We start from the raw sequence: 17,993 nt of genomic DNA on the forward strand, positions 1-17,993 counted from the left end.
TCTCGGATTCCGACCTCCAAGGAAGGAGGGACTCGTGCCGCCTCCCACCCCGGCGCCCGCGCCCGACCCCGATCGCCACGGCCGGCGCGCCGTCTGGATCGCCGCGCTGATCACCATCATCGGCACCGGCTTGATCCACGCCGACAAGGCCGCCGAGGATCGCGGCGCGTTCCTGCGCTGGCGCCACCAGATCATCGAGATGATGCAAGGCGTCAACATCTACGATGAATACTTCTTCCCGAATCCGCCGATCATGCCGCTGTCGCTTTATCCCCTGATGAAGCTGCCGCCCATGCAGGGATCCCTGGCCTGGTTCGTCCTGAAGGCGGGCATGGCCGGGGCCGCGATCCTCATGTGCTTCCGGATGGTCCGATTCAATCAGAAACCGATACCGTCATGGGTCCAGGCGGGCGTGGTGCTCCTGAGCCTCCGCCCGATCATGAGCGACCTCCACCATGCCAATAATAATTTGCTGATCATGTTCCTCGTGGTCAGCTCCCTGTATGCGTGGCGGAAGGGTTACGACGTGCTGGCCGGGCTGATCCTGGCCCTGTCGATCTCCTACAAGGTCACCCCGGCACTCTTCGTCGCCTACTTCGTCTGGAAGCGGCAGTGGCGGACGGTGGGGGCGACCCTGCTCGGCATGGGGATCTTCCTCCTGATCGTGCCGAGCCTCTTCCTCGGCCCCGAATTCAACGGCATCTGCCTGGTCTCGTGGTTCAACCGGATCCTGAGCCCTTACGTCAGCGGCGACAAGGTCGGGGATCAGGAGATCAACCAGTCCCTGGTCGGCGTCCTGACGCGGTTGATGACCGAGACCAACCGGGTCGGACGATATGCCCTGAAGCGGCACGTCAACTTCGTCGACTGGGATCCGGCCCTGGTGGTCCAGTTGATCAAGGGGCTCTCGGTCGGCTTGGTCGGCCTGCTGGCCTGGCTCTGCCGGACCCGGACCACCCGGCGCGACGACCCGAGGCTGCTCGGCGAGTTCTCGCTGGTGGTCCTGACGATGCTGTTCGTGTCGGAGCGGAGCTGGAAGCACCACTTCGTCACGCTCGTGCTCCCGTTCACCTACCTGACCTATCGGGCGGGAGTCTCGGGCCTGGCCCCGAGGGCCCGCGCGGCGCTGGTCGGCGTGCTGATCACGTCGGCCGCCTTCATGGCCACCACGTCGACCGAGATGGGCGGGCTCTTCGCCCGCCAGCAGGGGCACAAGATCGCGCAGGCCTACGGGATGTTCCTGTGGTCGGCGATGGTCCTGTACCTCGCGACGGCATGGCGGGTCTACGTCGAGCGGGGGCCCAATCCCCGGTCGCTCCCGACCGGTGCCCGCGTCGATCCGGCCGCCCACGACCTGGCCGGCCCCTCCGGCGTCCTGTTCCCGGAGGGCGACGATCGGCGCCTCGCGTACGTGCCGGGGCCATTCCCCGACCTCTCTCGCCGCGACGGCGAGTAGCCTCCCGATGATCGCCCGGCCGACCCGACCCCTGCCGGGTCGGCCGCTCGCCTCTCGCATCGCTTGACGGACTGCGTAGGATTCGAGGCACTTCCAAGGATGGAACGTCCGAGTCACCGCCCCGACCCAGCGATCGGACCGATTTGCACGGGGCGGTCCCCTAAACGCACGATGGCCACGGAGGGCCCGCCATGAACACGTCACAACCGACCCCGAAGCGTCGCCGCACCCCCACCCTCTCCGCCGAGGGCCTGGAAACCCGCCAACTCATGACCGGGGGCGTGGGCAACACCTTCGCGATCGTCCCGGCCACGCTCAACAAGCCGGGCGGGCAGGTCTCCGTGTCGTTCGTGCTCGACCCCAAGCTGATCTCGGTCCCCAAGGGGAAGAAGTCGATCGTCCTCGGGCTCGACGTCGCCCCGGATTCCGGGTCGGCGGCCTCGCCGGTCGTCAAGTCGGTGACCGCCCCGGGCGGGAAGGTCCTGAAGGTGACCAACGCCGTCTACGACAAGGCCGTGAAGAAGGGCGGCAATGACGGCAACGGCAACAAGTCCAGCGCGGTGACGGTCACGATCCCGACCAGGGATCTCCTGGCCGGAAAGGCCCAGACCTACAAGGTCAACGTCCGGGGGGCCAACGCGAAGACGGGCGACATGCTCGTCGGCTTCTTCATCCCCGGCGACGCCGATGGCAACGGGATCGTCGATACGGCCGACTCCAACGCCACGTCCTACGCCATGGGGGCGGTGGCCACCAGCACCACGAGCACCGCGGCCGCCGACACCTCGAAGTATGACTTCGACATCGACTCCAACCGGAATGGCCGGATCGATAAGGCCGACCTGAATTTCGTCAACAAGAACAAGGGCCTCAAGGTCCTGGTCTCGCCCGTGATCACCGCGAACCTGGACCCGGCCAGCGATAGCGGCCTGGCCGACCGCATCACCAACATCCCGGACATCAAGATCAACGGCACCGCCACCCCGGGCGCCTCGATCACCTACTCCGAGGCCAGCGACAAGACGACGCCGGTCACGACGATGGCCGATGTCGCGGGCAACTACACCATCAACGTCCGCCTCGGCGAAGGCTCGAACACCTTCAAGGTCGAGACCCGGGACGGGTTCAACCAGAAGATCGTCGGCACGATCGCCCCGATCACCTACAGCACCACCGCGACCTGATCGATCCCCCTGTTCGACGAGCCGATGCCGATGACACCCCCGGCCCGCGTCGGGGGTTCACGGCGGGCTCGGCACGCCCCTCGCCGGGGCCTCGACACCACCTCCGTCGGCCTCGATCGCGTAGAGCATGCACCGGTGGTGCATGAACTGGATGACCCGCTCCTGGCGGAGCCCCACCTTCTCGGCCACCCGCCTCGATCCGAGGTTGTACCGGTCGATGATCGAGACCATCCGGCCGAGCCCGAAACGGCCGAAGCCCAGGTCGCGGACCGCGCGGGCGGCTTCCGTCGCCAGCCCGAGCCCCCAACGGTCGCGCGCCAGCAGGTAGGCGATCTCGACCTCGTCGGCCCCCTGGAGCTTCTGGGGCAGGAGGCCGCAACGGCCGATCAGCCGGCCATCGGCGCGATCGACCGTCGCCCACAGGCTGAACCCGTGCTGGGCCTGCAAGGCGATGCAGCGTTCGAGGTCGCGGCGGGTCTCCTCGCGAGTCCTCGGGCCGGACGGGAAATGGCGCATGACTTCGGGATCGCCCTGGATCTCCGCCAGGTCGTCGATGTCTTCGTGCCTGAGGTGGCGGAGGATGAGGCGTTCGGTCTCGACCACGAGCATCGGCAGGTTCGCCTCGGGGGCCGGACCATCGGGCTGGGAGCCTCCATTATTCGTAGCGCCCCCCGACCTCGGCAACCCTCCGGCCGGGCGAGGCTCGGCCGCCCGTCCGGGAATTGCCAGATGGTTGTTGAACACCCGGCGTGGGGCCCGCACAATGGGCGCGGTCGCACCGCGGTGGGGCCGGCGCCTACGCGGTGGGCGCCAGGGACCGAGCCAGCCTCGATCGATGGGGAGATGCGAAGATGGAAGGAACGTGCGGAGGCAACCGGCGCCACTTCTTGAAGACGGCCGCGGCCGCCGGCGCCGCGATGGGCCTGGCCGATCCCGCCCTGGCCGCCCCCCCGGCGACGCCGATCCCGCTGGTCACCCTGGGCAAGACCGGCCAGAAGGTGACCAAGCTCGGCATGGGGACGAGCTGGAACGTGGACCCGTCCTTCGTCCAGAGGGCCCTGTACGCGGGCGTCCGCTACATCGACTCGTCGGAGACCTACGAGCGCGGCCAGTCGGAGAAGACGATCGGCCAGGTGCTGGAACGGACCGGCATGCGGAAGGACGTGTTCCTGGTCACCAAGAACAGCAGCTACTCCCGCGCCCAGGGCGACGCCAAGGCCAGGTCGTTCGAGACCCACCTGGAAGCCAGCCTCGAACGGCTCAAGACCGATTACGTCGATGCCTATTACATGCACGGTGTGTCCGGCAAAGACCTGTCGATCTTCAAGGACGAGGGGGTCAAGAAGACGTTCGAGAAGCTGAAGAAGGCGGGCAAGATCCGCTTCGCCGGATTCAGCTGCCACGACGCCATGATCTCCGAGATCATCGAGGCCGCCGCCGAGGCGGGCTGGATCGACCAGATGATGATCGAGTTCAACTTCCGGAAGATGGACGGCGATACCCTCCGCCGGGCCGTGGACGCCGCTTCGAAGGCCAACATCGGCATCGTGGCCATGAAGACCCAGGGCGGGGCCAAGGAGTTCAAGCTGGGCGATGAGGTCCCGAGGATGACCGCCCTCGTCGAAAAGGGGCTCGCCATCCCCCAGGCGGCGCTCAAGAGCGTGTGGAATGACGAGCGGATCCACGCGATCGTCAGCGAGATGACCAACACCGAACAGCTCAAGATGAACCTGTCGGCGAGCCTCGAAGCCCTGACCCCCAAGGAGGCCCGCCTGCTCGAAGAGCACAAGGCCCGGACAGCCAACCTCTACTGCCACGGGTGCGGCCACCTGTGCGAGACCGCGGCCCGAGGCGTCCCGGTCGATACCGTCCTGCGGTACTACCGCTATTACCAGGGGTATGGCAAGCGCGAAGAGGCCCGGGCCCTGTACCAGGCCCTGCCGCCGGCCTCGCGGGCGATCGCCGACGCCGACCTCGCCGGACTCGACGCGTCCTGCCCGCACGGCCTGCCGGTGGTCCAGCTCCTCCGGGACGCCGACCGCCACCTCGCCTGAGACGGCCCGCCGGGCCGGACGGTCACTCTTCCTCGACCTCCGGCCCTTTCGCCATCCCGTCGGCCGGCTCGATCGGGGCCGAGCCCGGGATGGTGTAGCTCCCGTCGATCCAGCGGCCCAGGTCGACCATCCGGCAGCGATCCGAGCAGAACGGGAAGCTCGGCAGGTCGTCCAGCCGGGCCAGTTCGAAGGCCTTGCCGCAGATCGGGCACCGGCCCCGGATCACGTGGCGGCCCCCCCGGTGGACGGCTTGGACTCGGGCTTCGGGGCGGACGAGGAGGACGAGGAGGACGAGGAGGACGAGGAGGACGAGGAGGACGAGTCGGCCGCCGGCTTCGAAGCCGATTTGTCGGCCTCGGCCCCCTTCTTGTAGGAGTCGCTCCGGTAGTCGGTCTGGTAGAAGCCGGAGCCCTTGAACAGGATCGCGGCCCCCGCGCCGATCTTGCGGCGGAGCTTCGGCTCGTTGCAGGACGGGCAGATGGTCTGCGAGTCGGCCTTGATCGATTCGAAGGCCTCGAATTCGTGCCCGCAGGCGTCGCAGATATAGTCGTAGGTCGGCATGGGTTCCCTTCGGATCGGTCAGAGCACCGAGACGGCGACCTTGGATGGGCGGAGGACGCGGTCTTTCAGCTTGTAGCCCTTGACCAGCTCGGCCACGACGGTCCCCTCCGGCTTGTCGGCGTGGCTCTGCTGCATGATGGCTTCGTGGAGATTCGGGTTGAACGGCTCGCCGAGGGCCGCGATCGGCTCCACGCCGTGCTTGCCCAGCGCGTCGACCAGCTGCTTCTGGACCATGTCCAGGCCGGCGACGATCCCGGAGGCGCCCTCGGCCCTGGCCGCCTCGATGGCGCGGTCGAAGTTGTCGAGCGCGTTCAGGACGTCCTGCGCCAGGGGCACGATCATGTACTGGCGGTCGTTGTCGGCCTGGATCTTCGACCGTTTCTGGTAGTTGGCGAACTCGGCGCGGAGCCGGAGCAGCTGATCCTGGCAGTCATCGCGCTGGCGGGTGACTTCCGCGAGTTCGTCGCCGGCCGGGCCGATCGAGTCGTTGGCAGTGCTCGGGTCGCTCATGAGACTCTCCTCAGGAACGCGCCTCGTCGGCGGCTTCCTCGTCCTCGGTGAAATAATCACGGAGCTTCTCGAAGAAGCTCTTCCGCTTCGGACTGACGACCTCGTGCTCGATCTCGGCGAGTTCGCGGAGCAGCTCTTCCTGGCGCGTGCTGAGATGCCTCGGGGTCTCCACCAGCACCTCGATCAGCTCGTCGCCGCGGCCCCGGCCGTTCAGGTCGGGCATGCCCCGGCCCTTGAGCTTGAGCACGTCGCCGCTCTGCGTCCCCTTGGGCACGGTCAGCCGATCGGGGCCGTCCAGGGTCGGCACCTCGATCTCGGCGCCCAGGGCCGCCTGCGGGAAGCTGATCGGGACCTGGCAGACCAGGTCGTTGCGGTGCCGTTCGAAGAACGGATGCGGCTTGACCTGGATCTGGACCCGGAGGTTGCCCCGGGGCGCACCGGGGTCGCCGGCCTCCCCCTGGTTCCGCAACTGGAGCCACATCCCGGTCTCGACGCCGGGCGGGACGTCGATCTTGAGGTGGGCCATCGACGGCACCTTGCCCTGGCCCTTGCAGGACGGGCAGGGGTCGTTGATCCGCACCCCGTCCCCGCCGCAGGCCGGGCAGGTGGTGGCCACCTGGAAGAACCCGCGCGACTGGACGACCTGGCCCTGGCCCGAGCAGTAATTGCAGGTGGTGGCGACGGTGCCCTTCTTGGCCCCGGACCCCTTGCACTCGCCGCAGGCCTCGGCGCGGGTCACGTCGACCGCCTTGGTCGTGCCCCGGGCGGCCTCGATCAGCTCGATGTCGATCTTCATCAGCAGGTCCTGCCCGGGCCGGGGCCCGCGCTTCCGCTGCTGGAACAGGTCGCCGAACAGGCCGCCGCCGAAGATGTCCCCGAACGCCGACATGATGTCGTCGGCGTTGCGGAAGTCGTGGTGGGCGGCCCCTTCCAGCCCGGCGTGGCCGTAGCGGTCGTAGCGGGCTCGCTTCTGCTGGTCGGACAGGACCTCGTACGCCTCGGCCGCTTCCTTGAACCTGGCCTCGGCCTCGGCGTCGCCGGGGTTGCGGTCCGGGTGGTTCTTCAGGGCCAGTTGCCGGTAGGCCTTCTTGATGTCGTCCGTCCCCGCGTCCTTCTTCAGGCCGAGGACTTCGTAATAATCGCGCTTCGTGGCCATCGGCACGGGATCTCTTTCGGGGCCCGGTTGCGGCGGGTCGTCAGGCTCCAGGATAGCATAATCCACCCCGGTCGCGACACGCCGCTTGGCCCCCGCCTCCCTCACGTATTGGGATCGACTATTTTGATATCAGCCGAATTCGGATCAACCACGAGCTTCACGAGTGACTCTCAGGACGCGTTTGCTATGGACATCATCCCTGAAGAGGAGGATGCCCACGCCAGACCATGCAACCAGCGAAATGCAACAGATCACCAAGGTACATCGGAGCCACTCGGACAGGAGGTCATCCCAGCCCATCTGGCCAGGACTCGCCAATGAGTCGATTGCGCCGAATATCACGGAGCCAGTCGGGAACGCAAAGGCAAACCAGATCGAACATTTCAGCCAAACGAGCGGACTTCGATCTTTGGCGTCCCGCCAGGGGGAGGGCAGAATGGGCCGATGACAACCCACACCGCCATCTTGATGTGCCGATTCAGCAGAAACCTCCACGACGTTCCTCGATCATGAGGGTGCCGGGACGGTGAGATCCGCCGCCGGCACCCTCATCGATCCGATCAGAGGATCAGCGGACCGAACCTTCGGCGCGGGCCGCGTTCTTGTCCTCATCGTCCTTGACGTTGGTGATCATCGCCTCGGTGGTGAGCATCAGGGCGGCGATCGAGGCGGCGTTCTGGAGGGCGGAGCGGGTGACCTTGGTGGGGTCGACGATCCCGGCCTCGAACATGTCGACGTACTCGCCGGTGTTGGCGTTGAAGCCCTTCGACCCGGTGAGCGACTTGACCTCTTCGGCGATCACGCCGCCGTCGTGGCCCGAGTTGCCGGCGATGTGGCGGATCGGCTCTTCGAGCGACCGGAGGATGATCGCAGCGCCCAGCTTCTCGTCGCCGGAGAGAGTGTCGTGCACCTTCTGGACGGCGGGGATGACGCGGAGCAGGGCGGTGCCGCCGCCCGGGACGATCCCTTCCTCGGCCGCCGCGCGGGTGGCGTGGAGGGCGTCCTCGACGCGGGCCTTGACTTCCTTCATCTCGGCTTCGGTCGCGGCACCGACGTTGATGAGGGCGACGCCGCCGGAGATCTTCGCCAGGCGCTCCTGGAACTTCTCCTTGTCGTACTCGCTCTCGGTCTCGCTGATCTGGCGGCGGAGCTGCTCGACGCGCTTCTGGATGTCCTCGCGCTTGCCGGCCCCCTGGATGATCGTCGTGTTGTCCTTGCTGACCTTCACCTGCTTGGCGTGGCCGAGCTGGTTGAGCTGCAAGTTCTCCAGCTTCAGGCCGAGGTCCTCGCTGATCACCGTGCCGCCGGTCAGGATCGCCATGTCGCCGAGCATCGCCTTGCGGCGGTCGCCGAACCCGGGGGCTTTGACGGCGCAGATGTTGAGGATGCCGCGGAGCTTGTTGACGACCAGGGTGGCCAGGGCCTCGCCGTCGACGTCCTCGGCGATAATCAGGAGCGGCTTGCCCGACTGGGCGACCTTCTCCAGCAGGGGGATCATCTCGCGGAGGTTGCCGATCTTCTTCTCATGGAGAAGGATCAGGGCGTCGTCGAGCACGGCCTCCATGGAGGTCGGGCTGGTGACGAAGTAGGGGCTGAGGTAGCCCTTGTCGAACTGCATCCCCTCGACGAATTCGAGCGTCGTGGCGGCGGTCTTGCCTTCCTCGACGGTGATCACGCCGTCACGGCCGACCTTCTCGACGGCGTCGGCCAGCAGGGTGCCGATCGTCTTGTCGTTGTTGGCCGAGATCGTCCCGACCTGGGCGATCTCTTCCTTCTTCGACACGGGGCGCGACAGGTTGGTGGTCAACTCCTCGACGGCGGCCTCGACGGCCTTCTCGATGCCGCGACGGATCGCGGTCGGGTTGGCGCCGGAGGTGACGTTCTTCAGCCCTTCGCGGAAGATGGCACGGGCCAGGATGGTGGCCGTGGTCGTGCCGTCGCCGGCGACGTCCGACGTCTTGGACGCCACGACGTTGACCAGCTTGGCCCCCATGTTCTCGAACGGGTCGGGCAGTTCGATCTCCTTGGAGACCGTGACGCCGTCCTTGGTGACCGTGGGGCCGCCGAAGGACTTGCTCAGGATGACGTTGCGGCCGGTCGGGCCGAGCGTGGTGCCGACGGCGTGGGCCAGGATGTCGACGCCTTCCAGCATCTTCCGGCGGGCGGCATCGGAGAACAAAAGCTGCTTGGGCACGGGCGGGGCTCCTTGGGGGAGCGATCCGAGTCCCTCTCGCGGCGGCCGGCGGGGGCGAGCTTGGGTTCGTTTGGGAAACCCGGGGCCCGCCCCGTTCGGCCGTCATCGCGGGAGGACGGCGGATCGCTGCGACCTCACTTGAGGATCTTGGCCAGGATGTCGGATTCGCGGAGGATCTTGATCTCCTCGCCGTCGACCTTCAGCTCGGTGCCGGAGTACTTGCCGAAGAGGATCTCGTCCCCTTCCGCCACCCCGATCGGGGCACGCTCGCCGTTGTCGAGGAGCTTGCCGGGGCCGACCGAGACGACGCGGCCGCGCTGGGGCTTCTCCTTGGCGGTGTCGGGGAGGACGATCCCGCCCGTGGTCTTCTCTTCGGCTTCGATCTGCTTGATCACGACGCGGTCTTCGAGCGGGCGAATCTTGGCCATCGCGGTCGGTTCCTTGCGATTCATATCGGATTCAGGGGAAACCGACCCCGCGAGCTGCGGGGCCGGGTCGTATCGCGTGTCGACGTTGGGTTCGTATGGGATCGGGGCAGGGGAGCGATTGGCGACCGCCGATCACATCATCCCCATGCCACCCATCCCGCCCATGCCACCCATCCCGCCCATCCCGCCCATGCCACCCATCCCGCCCATGCCACCGCCGTGGTCATGATGGTCTTCGCCGCCGGCGGCCTTCTTGACCTTCTTCTCGACGATGATGGCCTCGGTGGTGAGCAGGAGCCCGGCCACCGACGCGGCGTTCTGGAGGGCCGAGCGGGTCACCTTGGTCGGGTCGACGATCCCGGCGGCGAGCATGTCGCCCCAGGTGTTGGCCTCGGCGTTGTAGCCGAAGTTGGCGTCGGTCGACTTCTGGATCTTGCTGACGACCACGGCGCCGTCGATGCCGGCGTTCTCGGCGATCGAGCGGGCGGGCTGCTCCAGGGCGCGACGGATGATCGCGACGCCCAGGGCCTCATCCCCTTCGAGGTTGAGCGAGTCCAGGGCCTTGGCGGCGCGGATCAGGGCGGTGCCGCCGCCCGGGACGATCCCTTCCTCGATCGCGGCGCGGGTGGCGTGGAGGGCGTCCTCGACCAGCGCCTTCCGCTCCTTCATCTCGGTCTCGGTGGCGGCCCCGACGTTGATCTGGGCGACGCCGCCGGCGAGCTTGGCGAGCCGCTCCTGGAGCTTCTCGCGGTCGTACTCGCTGTCGGTCCCCTGGATCTCGCGGCGGATCATCTCCGCGCGGCCCTTGATCTCGTCCTGGGTGCCGGCGCCTTCGACGATCGTGGTGTTATCGCCGTCGATGGTGACCTTGCGGGCCCGGCCGAGGTCAGTGAGCTGGACGCTCTCCAGGTCGATGCCGAGGTCCTTGAAGATCGCCTTGCCGCCGGTCAGCACGGCGATGTCGCCCATGATCGCCTTGCGGCGGTCGCCATAGCCGGGCGCCTTGACGGCGACGACCTGGAGGATGCCGCGGAGCTTGTTGACGACCAGCGTGGCCAGGGCCTCGCCCTCGACGTCCTCGGCGATGACCATGAGCGGCTTGTTGGAGCGGGCGATCTGCTCCAGCAGCGGGATCAGCACCTTGGGCGTGCTGATCTTCTCCTCGAAGATGAGGATGTACGGGTCATCCAGGACGACTTCCATCCGGTCCTGGTCGGTGACGAAGTGCGGGCTGAGGTAGCCGCGGTCGAACTGCATCCCCTCGACGACGTCGACCGACGTCTCGAAGCCCTTGCCTTCTTCGACGGTGATCACGCCGTCCTTGCCGACCCGCTTGAAGGCGTCGGCCAGCTTCTCGCCGATGGCCTTGTCGTTGTTGGCCGAGATGGCCGCGACCTCGGGGATCTCCTTGTCGGAGACGGTCTTGCTCTGGCCCTTGACGTTCTCGATCACGGCGGCGACCGCCTTGTCGATCCCGCGCTTCAGGCCCATGGCGTCGGCGCCGGCGGCCAGGGCCTTCAGGCCCTCCTTGAAGATCGCCTCGGCCAGGACGGTGGCGGTGGTGGTGCCGTCGCCGGCGACGTCGGAGGTCTTGCTGGCGGCCTCCTTGACCAGCTGGGCCCCCATGTTCTCATAGGGATCGGTCAGCTCGATCTCCTCGGCCACGGTCACGCCGTCCTTGGTCACCGTCGGGCTGCCCCAGCCCTTGTCGATGACGGCGTTCCGGCCGCGCGGGCCCAGCGTGCTGCGGACCGCCCGGGCCAGCTTGGAGACGCCGCTCGCCAACTTCTGGCGCGCCTCCTCGTCGTAGGCCAAAATCTTCGCCACGTGAAAATCTCCCTGCGTCGCGGACGAAACACCCCGGCTCCCGGGTCACCGGGGCACCGGCGGGGCAACCAGCGTCTGCCCCTTCCGAGAATTTCGGATTCGCACACCCAATATGCAAGGGCTATACCGCACCATTCGAACGGCACGCTAGCGATTACAACCAAAAGACTTATGACACAATCCGATTTTACCGGATGCTCACTTCCCCTGCCGTTTTGACAGCAGGATCGGACATGACAGTCGCCCATCCGAAGCGTGGCCAACCCGGTCGGATGGGCGATCCGATTGAGCGGGAGAACGCCCCACTCGACGCCGCAAAACGAGCGAGGAAAGTCCGCGAAGCAGGGGTCGATGCCGCGGCCTCGGGTCGCGGTTGGACGAGTCGACGATCAGTCCAAACCGAGATCATCGACCAGATGGGCATCTGGACGGACACGATCGGCCGCGATGCCGAAGTCCTGCTTCATGATGGCCGTGATCCGTGACCATACTTCCGCATGATCGACCGGCGATCCGCGCTCTTGCAACGCCTGGATGACGAATCGTTCGATGTCGCCGAGGGTTTCCAGGGTCGGCGCCACCTCGTTGGGGATGTTGATACCAAACGTCGATTCAATGGCCATGACCAGTTCGACGATATCAAGCCCCACCAGTCGAAGCCTCAAGAGAGGCAGCATCACTCATCGAGTGATGAACATCGGCCAACGCCACAGGACGCTGACCGATAGGCAAGGACCGAAGGCGAACATCGCCCCAGGCATAGGTCCCTGTGAATGGAGGATAGGGGATTTGAACCCCTGACCTCTTGCATGCCATGCAAGCGCTCTCCCAGCTGAGCTAATCCCCCGCATTGCGTCGCGGTGCGTTCTTCAAATATCAAAGAGAAGAAAAAACCTCCGGCCGCAATGATTTGCGAGCCGGAGGGAAGGTGGAGGATAGGGGATTTGAACCCCTGACCTCTTGCATGCCATGCAAGCGCTCTCCCAGCTGAGCTAATCCCCCGTCGTGTGGGGATGAAGATACCGGGTCTCGCGGGCGATGTCAACGGGGTAGGCCGAGAATTCAAGCCTTCCCGTAATAGTCGGGCTCATTGCCGGGGCGCCACTTGATGTTGCAGCCCATGCTGGGCCGCTGGATCTCCAGGGGAGGGCGGCCATCGATGGCGGCGTCCAGGGCCAGGCGGAGGTCGACGCCGGAGACCGGGATCGGGTTGCCGGGCCGGCTGGCGTCCATCTGGCCGCGATAGACCAGGGACCGGTCGGCGTCGAAGACGTAGAAGTCGGGCGTGCAGGCCGCGTGGTAGGCGTGGGCCACCTTCTGGGTCGCGTCGAACAGGTACGGGAACGTGTAGCCGACCTCGGCCGCCTCGCGGGCCATCGCCTCGGGGTTGTCGGACGGATAGGCGTCGGCGTCGTTGGAGTTGATCCCCACCACCGCGACGCCCTTGGCCTGGTAGGCTCGTCCGAGGTCGGCCAGCGCATGGCGGACATGCTTGACGTAGGGGCAGTGGTTGCAGAGGAACCAGACCGTCAGGATCTGGCCGGGCCGGGCGATCTGATCGAGTTCGAAGATCTGGCCCGAGGGGTCGGGCAGGGCGAACGCGGGGGCCTTCGTGCCCAGGGGGAGCATGGTCGAAGGGGTCAGGGCCATCGGGGACGTCTCCGGGCAATCGGTTCAGAGGGCGTAGATCTCGCCGTACTTGGCTTGCAGGGCATCGATCAGGGGTCGGTGGTCGAGCGGGACGCCGGTGGCGCGGCGGATCAGCTCGCCGGCCGGGTATTGCTGGCCGAAGCGGTGGACCCGGGCGCGGAGCCATTCGAGCAGGCCCGCCGACTCGCCCCGGGCCAGGGCCGCGTCCAGCCCGCCGAGGTCGGCATCGGCGCGGGCGTGAAGCTGGGCGGCGTAGAGGTTGCCGAGGCTGTAGGTGGGGAAATAGCCCACCAGCCCGGCCGCCCAGTGGATGTCCTGCAGGCAGCCCTGGGCATCGTCGGGCGGGAGGATGCCGAGATACGCCTGATACTTGCCGTTCCAGGCTTCGGGCAGGTCGGCCACGGCGAGGTCGCCGCCGATCAGGGCCTGTTCCAGCTCGAAGCGGATCAGGATGTGGAGGTTGTAGGTCACCTCGTCGGCCTGGACGCGGATCAGCGAGGGGGCCACGCGGTTGATCGCGGCGTGGAAGGCGTCCGGGTCGACGCCGTGGAGGGCGTCGCGGAAGACGCGGCGGGCGAGCGGCAGCCAGTGGGCCCAGAAGGCCCGGCTCCGGCCGACGCCGTTCTCCCAGAGTCGCGACTGCGACTCGTGGACGCCCAGCGAGACCGCCTCCCCGGTCGGCGTGCCGAACCGCTTCGGGTCGAGCCCCTGCTCGTACAGTCCGTGGCCGACCTCGTGGAGGATCCCGAAGAAGGCGTCGGCGAAGCCCCGGGGGTCGAACCGGGTGGTGATCCGGCAATCGCCGGGGCCGATCCCCGAGCAGAATGGGTGGGCCGTGGTGTCGAGCCGGCCGCGCTCGAAGTCGAACCCGATGGAGGCGGCCACCGTCTCGCCGAAGATCCGCTGGCGATCGACGGGATAGTCGCCGACCAGGACGTCCGGGATGCTCGGGCGGTTGGAGCCGACGATCGCCGCGACCAGCGGGACGAGGTCGGCGCGGAGGGAGGCGAACAGCGAGGTCAGTTCGGCCGTGGTCGCGCCCGGCTCGTACTCGTCGAGCAGGGCATCGTAGAGCGGGCCGGAGCCGGGCCTGAGGCAGGCGGCCTCCTGGCGCTTGAGCCCCATGATCTTTTCGAGCCAGGGGCGGAAGGCCGGGAAGTCGCTCCTGGCCCGCGCCTCGACCCAGGCCTGCTGGGCCATCGTGGTGGCGGTGGCCATCTCCTCGACGAGCGAGCGGGGGAGCTTGGTCGCCCGCTCGTAGTTCCGCCGCCACTCGCGGATGTTGGCGGCCTCGGGCGCGTCGGGGTCGGCGGCCAGTTCCGTCCCCTCGACCTCGGCGAGCAGCTCGCCGAACCTCGGGTCGGTGGCCCGCTCGTGTGCCAGGCCGGCGAGCAGGGCCATCTGCTCGCCACGCCCCTCGGCGCCGCCCTGGGGCAGGTAGGTCTGCTCGTCCCAGCCCAGGAGGGCCGCGCAGGAGGCCAGGGTCGCCCGCTCGCGCGACCTCCTCGCCAGAGCCTCGTAGCTTTCACGCATGGTCACGCCTTCATCCCTCGCCGGTCATCGCGGTCGGGCCTCGAATCCGGCCCGACCGCGAGTCTAACCGATTCGGGTTCAGCGGGCGATCAGGACGACCGTGGTGCGGGGGCTCACGGTGTAGTTCAGCTCGCCCAGGAAGGCGGCTTCTTCCTCGGGGAGGATGTCCTGGCCGGTGGGCAGCGACGTGTCGATGACCCGATACCAGCGCCGCTTGGGGGTGGGGGGCAGCTCGATGTCGATCGGCTCCCAGAACGTGTTGGAGGCCACGAAGATCGGCACGTCGGCCCGGTCGCTGGTCTCGAAGGCTTCGAGCATCCAGGCGACGAACCGCGACGAGTCCGAGAAGTCCGGCTCGTTGGGCTTCACGCCATGCCAGGTGATGGTCCGCAGGGGGGTCATCGCCTCATCGGAATCGCTGCTCATGTAGTGCCAATCGCGCGTGAACTGGTGTCGCTTGCGGAAGGCGATCAGGAGCTGGGTGAACCGGAGGATCTCGGCGTGGCGCTTGGTGTTCTCCCAGTTGATCCAGTTGAGGTGATTGTCCTGGAAGACGGTGTTGTTGTCCCCCTCGGCGGTCCTCCGCATCTCGTCGCCGTAGAGCAGCATCGGCGTGCCCTGCGACAGGAACAGGATCGACAGGGCGTTCTTGATCTGCTGCTTGCGGAGGGCCTCGATCCGCTCCTTCTCCTCGTCGGGGAGGTCGGACTCCTCGACGAACCCCTCGTAGCCGCAATTCCAGCTCTCGTTGTCGTTGGCGCCGTCGCGGTTCCCCTCGCCGTTCCGCTCGTTGTGCTTCTCGTTGAAGGAGACGAGGTCGTTCAGGGTGAAGCCGTCGTGGCAGGTGACGAAGTTGATGCTGTGGTAGGGCGTCCGCATGTCGGCTTCGGAGCTGCCGAACAGGTCGTAGGACCCGGTGACGCGGGCCCCCAGCTCGGAGGCGACCCCGGCATCCCCCTTGAGCCACTTGCGGACCGTGTCGCGGTACTTGCCGTTCCACTCGGCCCAGCGGCGGTCGGAGAACGAACCGAGGCGATACTGGGAGATGCTCCAGGGCTCGGCGATCAGCTTGATCCGCGACAGCACCGGGTCGGTCTCGATCTCCTCGATGATCGGCGTCTTCCCCTTCTCCTGGAGGTCGACGTCGATGGCGAACACCGCCGCCAGGTCGAACCGGAAGCCGTCGACGTGCATCTCCGTCACCCAGTAGCGGAGGCAATCCAGGATGAACTTCCGGACCACCGGGTGATTGCAATTCATCGTGTTGCCGCAGCCGGTGAAGTCCATGTAGAACTCCGGCTTGTCGGGCACGAGCATGTAATAGGCCTGGTTATCCAGCCCCTTGAAGCTGATCGAGGGCCCGAAGTGGTTCCCCTCGCGGGTGTGGTTGAACACGACGTCGAGGATGACCTCGATGTTGTTCTTGTGCAGCTCCCGCACCAGCATCTTGAACTCGTCGATCTGCGAGCCCAGCTTGCCGTAGTAGCTGTAGCTCGACTCCGGCGCGAAGAACGCCGTGGTGTTGTAGCCCCAGGCGTTGGTCAGGCGCTCGCCGGTGAACGGGTCGCGGAATGGGCAGTCGAACTGGTCATACTCCATCACCGGCATCAGCTCGACGGCGGTGATCCCCAGCTCGTTGAGGTAGGGGATCTTCTCGATGAACCCGCGATAGGTCCCGCCCATGTCGCTTTCCGACGAGTGGTGGCGGGTGAAGCCCCGGACGTGGACCTCGTAGATGATCGAATGCTCGATCGGGTGGTCCGGGTGCTTGTCCCCCTGCCAGTCGAAGTCGCTGAGGTAGGCGACGCAGCGGGGGGCGCCCTCCACGTTCATGACCGCGCTGGGCCGGAGATGACGCTCGGGATCGCCCGGGATGGTGTTGTCGTAGCCCAGGGCGTCGCCCGTCCGCCAGTAGTAGTCGCCGGTCACGGCCGGGGCGTAGGGATCGAGCAGGACCTTCGCCGCGTTGAACCGCGAGCCATCGGATGCCGGGTTGTACGGGCCATCGACGCGGTAGTTGTAGAGCGTCCGGTTGGGCAGGCCCGCCACGAAGATGTGCCACACGTCCCCGGTGCGATTCGAATCGGCCGAGAGCGGGATGACCTGCGACGGCCTCTGGTCGGTGATGTTGTCGAAGAGGAGCAGCTCGACCCTGGTGGCGCCCGCGGAGTGGATCGCGAAGTTGATCCCGCCGGGCGTGACGGTCGGCCCCAGGGGTTCCGGCATTCCCGACTCAAGGCTCTTGATCTGCGGCATCGTGTCGCTTCGCGGCGGCTGCCGCGCCCATTCGTTGTGAAAAAACTCGCGTTCCGGGGCGAGGTGGGTCTTCCGTGAGGCGAGCGGGTCGGTCCGATCGGATCGTGACGGACCTGGCTTCTCCAGATCCATCAAGTTTACCATCTCCCACAAAGTCGCACCCCGACTTCGGCGAATTCCCCAGGGGCGGGCATTCCTCAAACCGGCCGGCTATAGTGGCGGAGCCGGGCCGGGGACCGGGCACGGGATTCGAAATCCCGGCGAATAAAATCGGCCCGGCGGCGAAATGCGATCGGCCGCCACATCCGATATGCCGCGATGCTGCGACGGACCCGGCGGCAAACCGAGGAGCATCCGATCATGAGCGCCGCCGACGGGCTGATCCTGCCCAAGCCGCAGATCCCCAAGACGCTGGGGATCCTCAACATCATCTTCGGCGTCCTCCTGATCCTGGTGGGTTCCTGCCTCCTGGGATTCACCCTGATCGCCCCGATGACCCAGCAATTCGCCGAGCAGTTCCATGATCAGGCGAAGCAGCAGGCCGAAGCCAAGCGTCAGGCCCAACTCAAAACGCTCGACGAGCAGATTCAGGCGGCGGCCACTGAGGAGGAGAAGACCATCCTGAGAGACAGTCAGGAGGACCTCCGCGCCACGCCGCTGGCGGTCCCGCTTAAAGCGGATCTCTCGCAGATGGAACAGTTCAAGCACCCGACGATCCGCACCTACACGTTCATCCAGGGCGGCTCGGGCCTGCTCTGGGACATCGCCCTGATCATCTCCGGGATCGGCCTGATCCGGTTGAAAGAGTGGGGCCGATCGCTCGCCTTCTGGCTGTCCGGCATCCAGATCGTCCGGATCGCCCTGCTGGTGGCGGCGAGCTTCCTGTTCGTGGCCCCGGTCCAGAAGATGTTCGTGGATCGGCAGATTGCGGCCCTCGAGGAGAGGATCGAGGCCAAGACCGCGCTCCCCCAGGATCCCGCCAACCTGCAAATGCTCAAGATCAGCGCCACGACGACACCCATTACCCTCGCGGCCTATGGCCTCTTCGGGGTGATCTACCCGATCGTGTCCCTGATCCTGCTGAACTCGGCCGGCGCCCGCGCCGCGTGCCAGCCCGTCAAGCCCGATCCGTTCTCCGAACTCCCCGGTGCCCCATGAGCGCCATGCCGACCGAATCGGTGCGG

At 66.8% G+C, this 17,993-nt stretch carries 16 protein-coding genes and 2 tRNA genes; 4 read left to right on the top strand and 14 right to left on the bottom strand.

The window, feature by feature from the left end:
• The first annotated feature begins 34 nt into the window (after nt 1-34).
• Nucleotides 35-1,456, top strand: a complete 1,422-nt coding sequence (locus TA3x_RS16305; RefSeq protein ID WP_435015713.1) for a glycosyltransferase family 87 protein — start codon at nt 35-37, stop codon at nt 1,454-1,456.
• Between the two features lie 191 nt (nt 1,457-1,647).
• The gene (locus tag TA3x_RS16310; protein WP_435015714.1) at nt 1,648-2,640 is read left to right on the top strand and encodes a dockerin type I domain-containing protein; all 993 of its coding nucleotides are present in this window, start codon (nt 1,648-1,650) and stop codon (nt 2,638-2,640) included.
• 57 nt (nt 2,641-2,697) lie between these two features.
• On the opposite strand, the gene TA3x_RS16315 is transcribed toward TA3x_RS16310, so the two are convergent.
• Nucleotides 2,698-3,249 (bottom strand): GNAT family N-acetyltransferase, encoded by a 552-nt coding sequence (locus tag TA3x_RS16315; RefSeq protein WP_435015715.1) that lies wholly within the window; start codon nt 3,247-3,249, stop codon nt 2,698-2,700.
• 242 nt (nt 3,250-3,491) lie between these two features.
• On the opposite strand from TA3x_RS16315, the gene TA3x_RS16320 reads away from it, so the two are divergent.
• A complete protein-coding gene (locus TA3x_RS16320) occupies nt 3,492-4,694 on the top strand; it encodes an aldo/keto reductase (protein ID WP_435015716.1) in 1,203 nt (400 codons plus the stop codon).
• Nucleotides 4,695-4,716: 22 nt separating this feature from the next.
• On the opposite strand, the gene TA3x_RS16325 is transcribed toward TA3x_RS16320, so the two are convergent.
• From TA3x_RS16325 to glgX, 13 genes are all read right to left on the bottom strand, one after another.
• Nucleotides 4,717-4,920: a DNA gyrase inhibitor YacG gene (locus TA3x_RS16325; RefSeq protein ID WP_435015717.1), complete on the bottom strand. Its 204-nt coding sequence runs from the start codon at nt 4,918-4,920 to the stop codon at nt 4,717-4,719.
• On the bottom strand, nt 4,917-5,255 hold the full coding sequence (locus TA3x_RS16330) for an FmdB family zinc ribbon protein (protein ID WP_435015718.1): 339 nt from the start codon (nt 5,253-5,255) through the stop codon (nt 4,917-4,919). The genes TA3x_RS16325 and TA3x_RS16330 overlap by 4 nt, the downstream gene beginning before the upstream one ends.
• 18 nt (nt 5,256-5,273) lie before the next feature.
• The gene (gene grpE / locus TA3x_RS16335; RefSeq protein WP_435015719.1) at nt 5,274-5,765 is read right to left on the bottom strand and encodes a nucleotide exchange factor GrpE; all 492 of its coding nucleotides are present in this window, start codon (nt 5,763-5,765) and stop codon (nt 5,274-5,276) included.
• 10 nt (nt 5,766-5,775) lie between these two features.
• The gene (gene dnaJ, locus TA3x_RS16340) at nt 5,776-6,921 is read right to left on the bottom strand and encodes a molecular chaperone DnaJ (protein ID WP_435015720.1); all 1,146 of its coding nucleotides are present in this window, start codon (nt 6,919-6,921) and stop codon (nt 5,776-5,778) included.
• Nucleotides 6,922-7,489: 568 nt separating this feature from the next.
• Nucleotides 7,490-9,115 carry a chaperonin GroEL gene (groL, locus tag TA3x_RS16345; RefSeq protein WP_435015721.1) on the bottom strand — a complete coding sequence of 542 codons (1,626 nt, stop codon included), beginning with the start codon at nt 9,113-9,115 and terminating at the stop codon, nt 7,490-7,492.
• Between the two features lie 134 nt (nt 9,116-9,249).
• Nucleotides 9,250-9,543 carry a co-chaperone GroES gene (gene groES, locus TA3x_RS16350; RefSeq protein ID WP_435015722.1) on the bottom strand — a complete coding sequence of 98 codons (294 nt, stop codon included), beginning with the start codon at nt 9,541-9,543 and terminating at the stop codon, nt 9,250-9,252.
• Nucleotides 9,544-9,675: 132 nt separating this feature from the next.
• Complete coding sequence (gene groL, locus TA3x_RS16355; protein ID WP_435015723.1) at nt 9,676-11,370, bottom strand: chaperonin GroEL; 1,695 nt, start codon at nt 11,368-11,370, stop codon at nt 9,676-9,678.
• A gap of 389 nt (nt 11,371-11,759) precedes the next feature.
• Nucleotides 11,760-12,047: a hypothetical protein gene (locus TA3x_RS16360; RefSeq protein ID WP_435015724.1), complete on the bottom strand. Its 288-nt coding sequence runs from the start codon at nt 12,045-12,047 to the stop codon at nt 11,760-11,762.
• Between the two features lie 97 nt (nt 12,048-12,144).
• Nucleotides 12,145-12,217: transfer RNA gene (locus TA3x_RS16365), tRNA-Ala, on the bottom strand.
• A gap of 82 nt (nt 12,218-12,299) precedes the next feature.
• Nucleotides 12,300-12,372 (bottom strand) — tRNA-Ala (locus tag TA3x_RS16370).
• Nucleotides 12,373-12,432: 60 nt separating this feature from the next.
• Nucleotides 12,433-13,020 (bottom strand): thioredoxin family protein, encoded by a 588-nt coding sequence (locus TA3x_RS16375; protein ID WP_435015725.1) that lies wholly within the window; start codon nt 13,018-13,020, stop codon nt 12,433-12,435.
• Between the two features lie 24 nt (nt 13,021-13,044).
• Nucleotides 13,045-14,553: a carboxypeptidase M32 gene (locus TA3x_RS16380; protein WP_435022382.1), complete on the bottom strand. Its 1,509-nt coding sequence runs from the start codon at nt 14,551-14,553 to the stop codon at nt 13,045-13,047.
• A 78-nt stretch (nt 14,554-14,631) separates the two neighbouring features.
• A complete protein-coding gene (gene glgX / locus TA3x_RS16385; protein WP_435015726.1) occupies nt 14,632-16,779 on the bottom strand; it encodes a glycogen debranching protein GlgX in 2,148 nt (715 codons plus the stop codon).
• 390 nt (nt 16,780-17,169) lie between these two features.
• On the opposite strand from glgX, the gene TA3x_RS16390 reads away from it, so the two are divergent.
• Entirely contained in the window at nt 17,170-17,967 is a 798-nt protein-coding gene (locus TA3x_RS16390) for a hypothetical protein (RefSeq protein WP_435015727.1), read from the top strand.
• Nucleotides 17,968-17,993: the final 26 nt, after the last annotated feature.

It is taken from the genome of Tundrisphaera macrotermitis (assembly GCF_051175315.1).
Lineage (GTDB): Bacteria > Planctomycetota > Planctomycetia > Isosphaerales > Isosphaeraceae > Tundrisphaera.

Excerpts from the sequence above, each read along its gene's own strand:
- TA3x_RS16310 (WP_435015714.1), top strand. The coding sequence starts at position 1,648 with ATGAACACGTCACAACCGACCCCGAAGCGTCGCCGCACCCCCACCCTC.
- TA3x_RS16315 (WP_435015715.1), bottom strand. The coding sequence starts at position 3,249 with ATGCTCGTGGTCGAGACCGAACGCCTCATCCTCCGCCACCTCAGGCAC.
- TA3x_RS16320 (WP_435015716.1), top strand. The coding sequence starts at position 3,492 with ATGGAAGGAACGTGCGGAGGCAACCGGCGCCACTTCTTGAAGACGGCC.
- TA3x_RS16330 (WP_435015718.1), bottom strand. The coding sequence starts at position 5,255 with ATGCCGACCTACGACTATATCTGCGACGCCTGCGGGCACGAATTCGAG.
- grpE (WP_435015719.1), bottom strand. The coding sequence starts at position 5,765 with ATGAGCGACCCGAGCACTGCCAACGACTCGATCGGCCCGGCCGGCGAC.
- dnaJ (WP_435015720.1), bottom strand. The coding sequence starts at position 6,921 with ATGGCCACGAAGCGCGATTATTACGAAGTCCTCGGCCTGAAGAAGGAC.
- groES (WP_435015722.1), bottom strand. The coding sequence starts at position 9,543 with ATGGCCAAGATTCGCCCGCTCGAAGACCGCGTCGTGATCAAGCAGATC.
- TA3x_RS16360 (WP_435015724.1), bottom strand. The coding sequence starts at position 12,047 with ATGCTGCCTCTCTTGAGGCTTCGACTGGTGGGGCTTGATATCGTCGAA.
- TA3x_RS16375 (WP_435015725.1), bottom strand. The coding sequence starts at position 13,020 with ATGGCCCTGACCCCTTCGACCATGCTCCCCCTGGGCACGAAGGCCCCC.
- TA3x_RS16380 (WP_435022382.1), bottom strand. The coding sequence starts at position 14,553 with ATGCGTGAAAGCTACGAGGCTCTGGCGAGGAGGTCGCGCGAGCGGGCG.
- glgX (WP_435015726.1), bottom strand. The coding sequence starts at position 16,779 with ATGCCGGAACCCCTGGGGCCGACCGTCACGCCCGGCGGGATCAACTTC.
- TA3x_RS16390 (WP_435015727.1), top strand. The coding sequence starts at position 17,170 with ATGAGCGCCGCCGACGGGCTGATCCTGCCCAAGCCGCAGATCCCCAAG.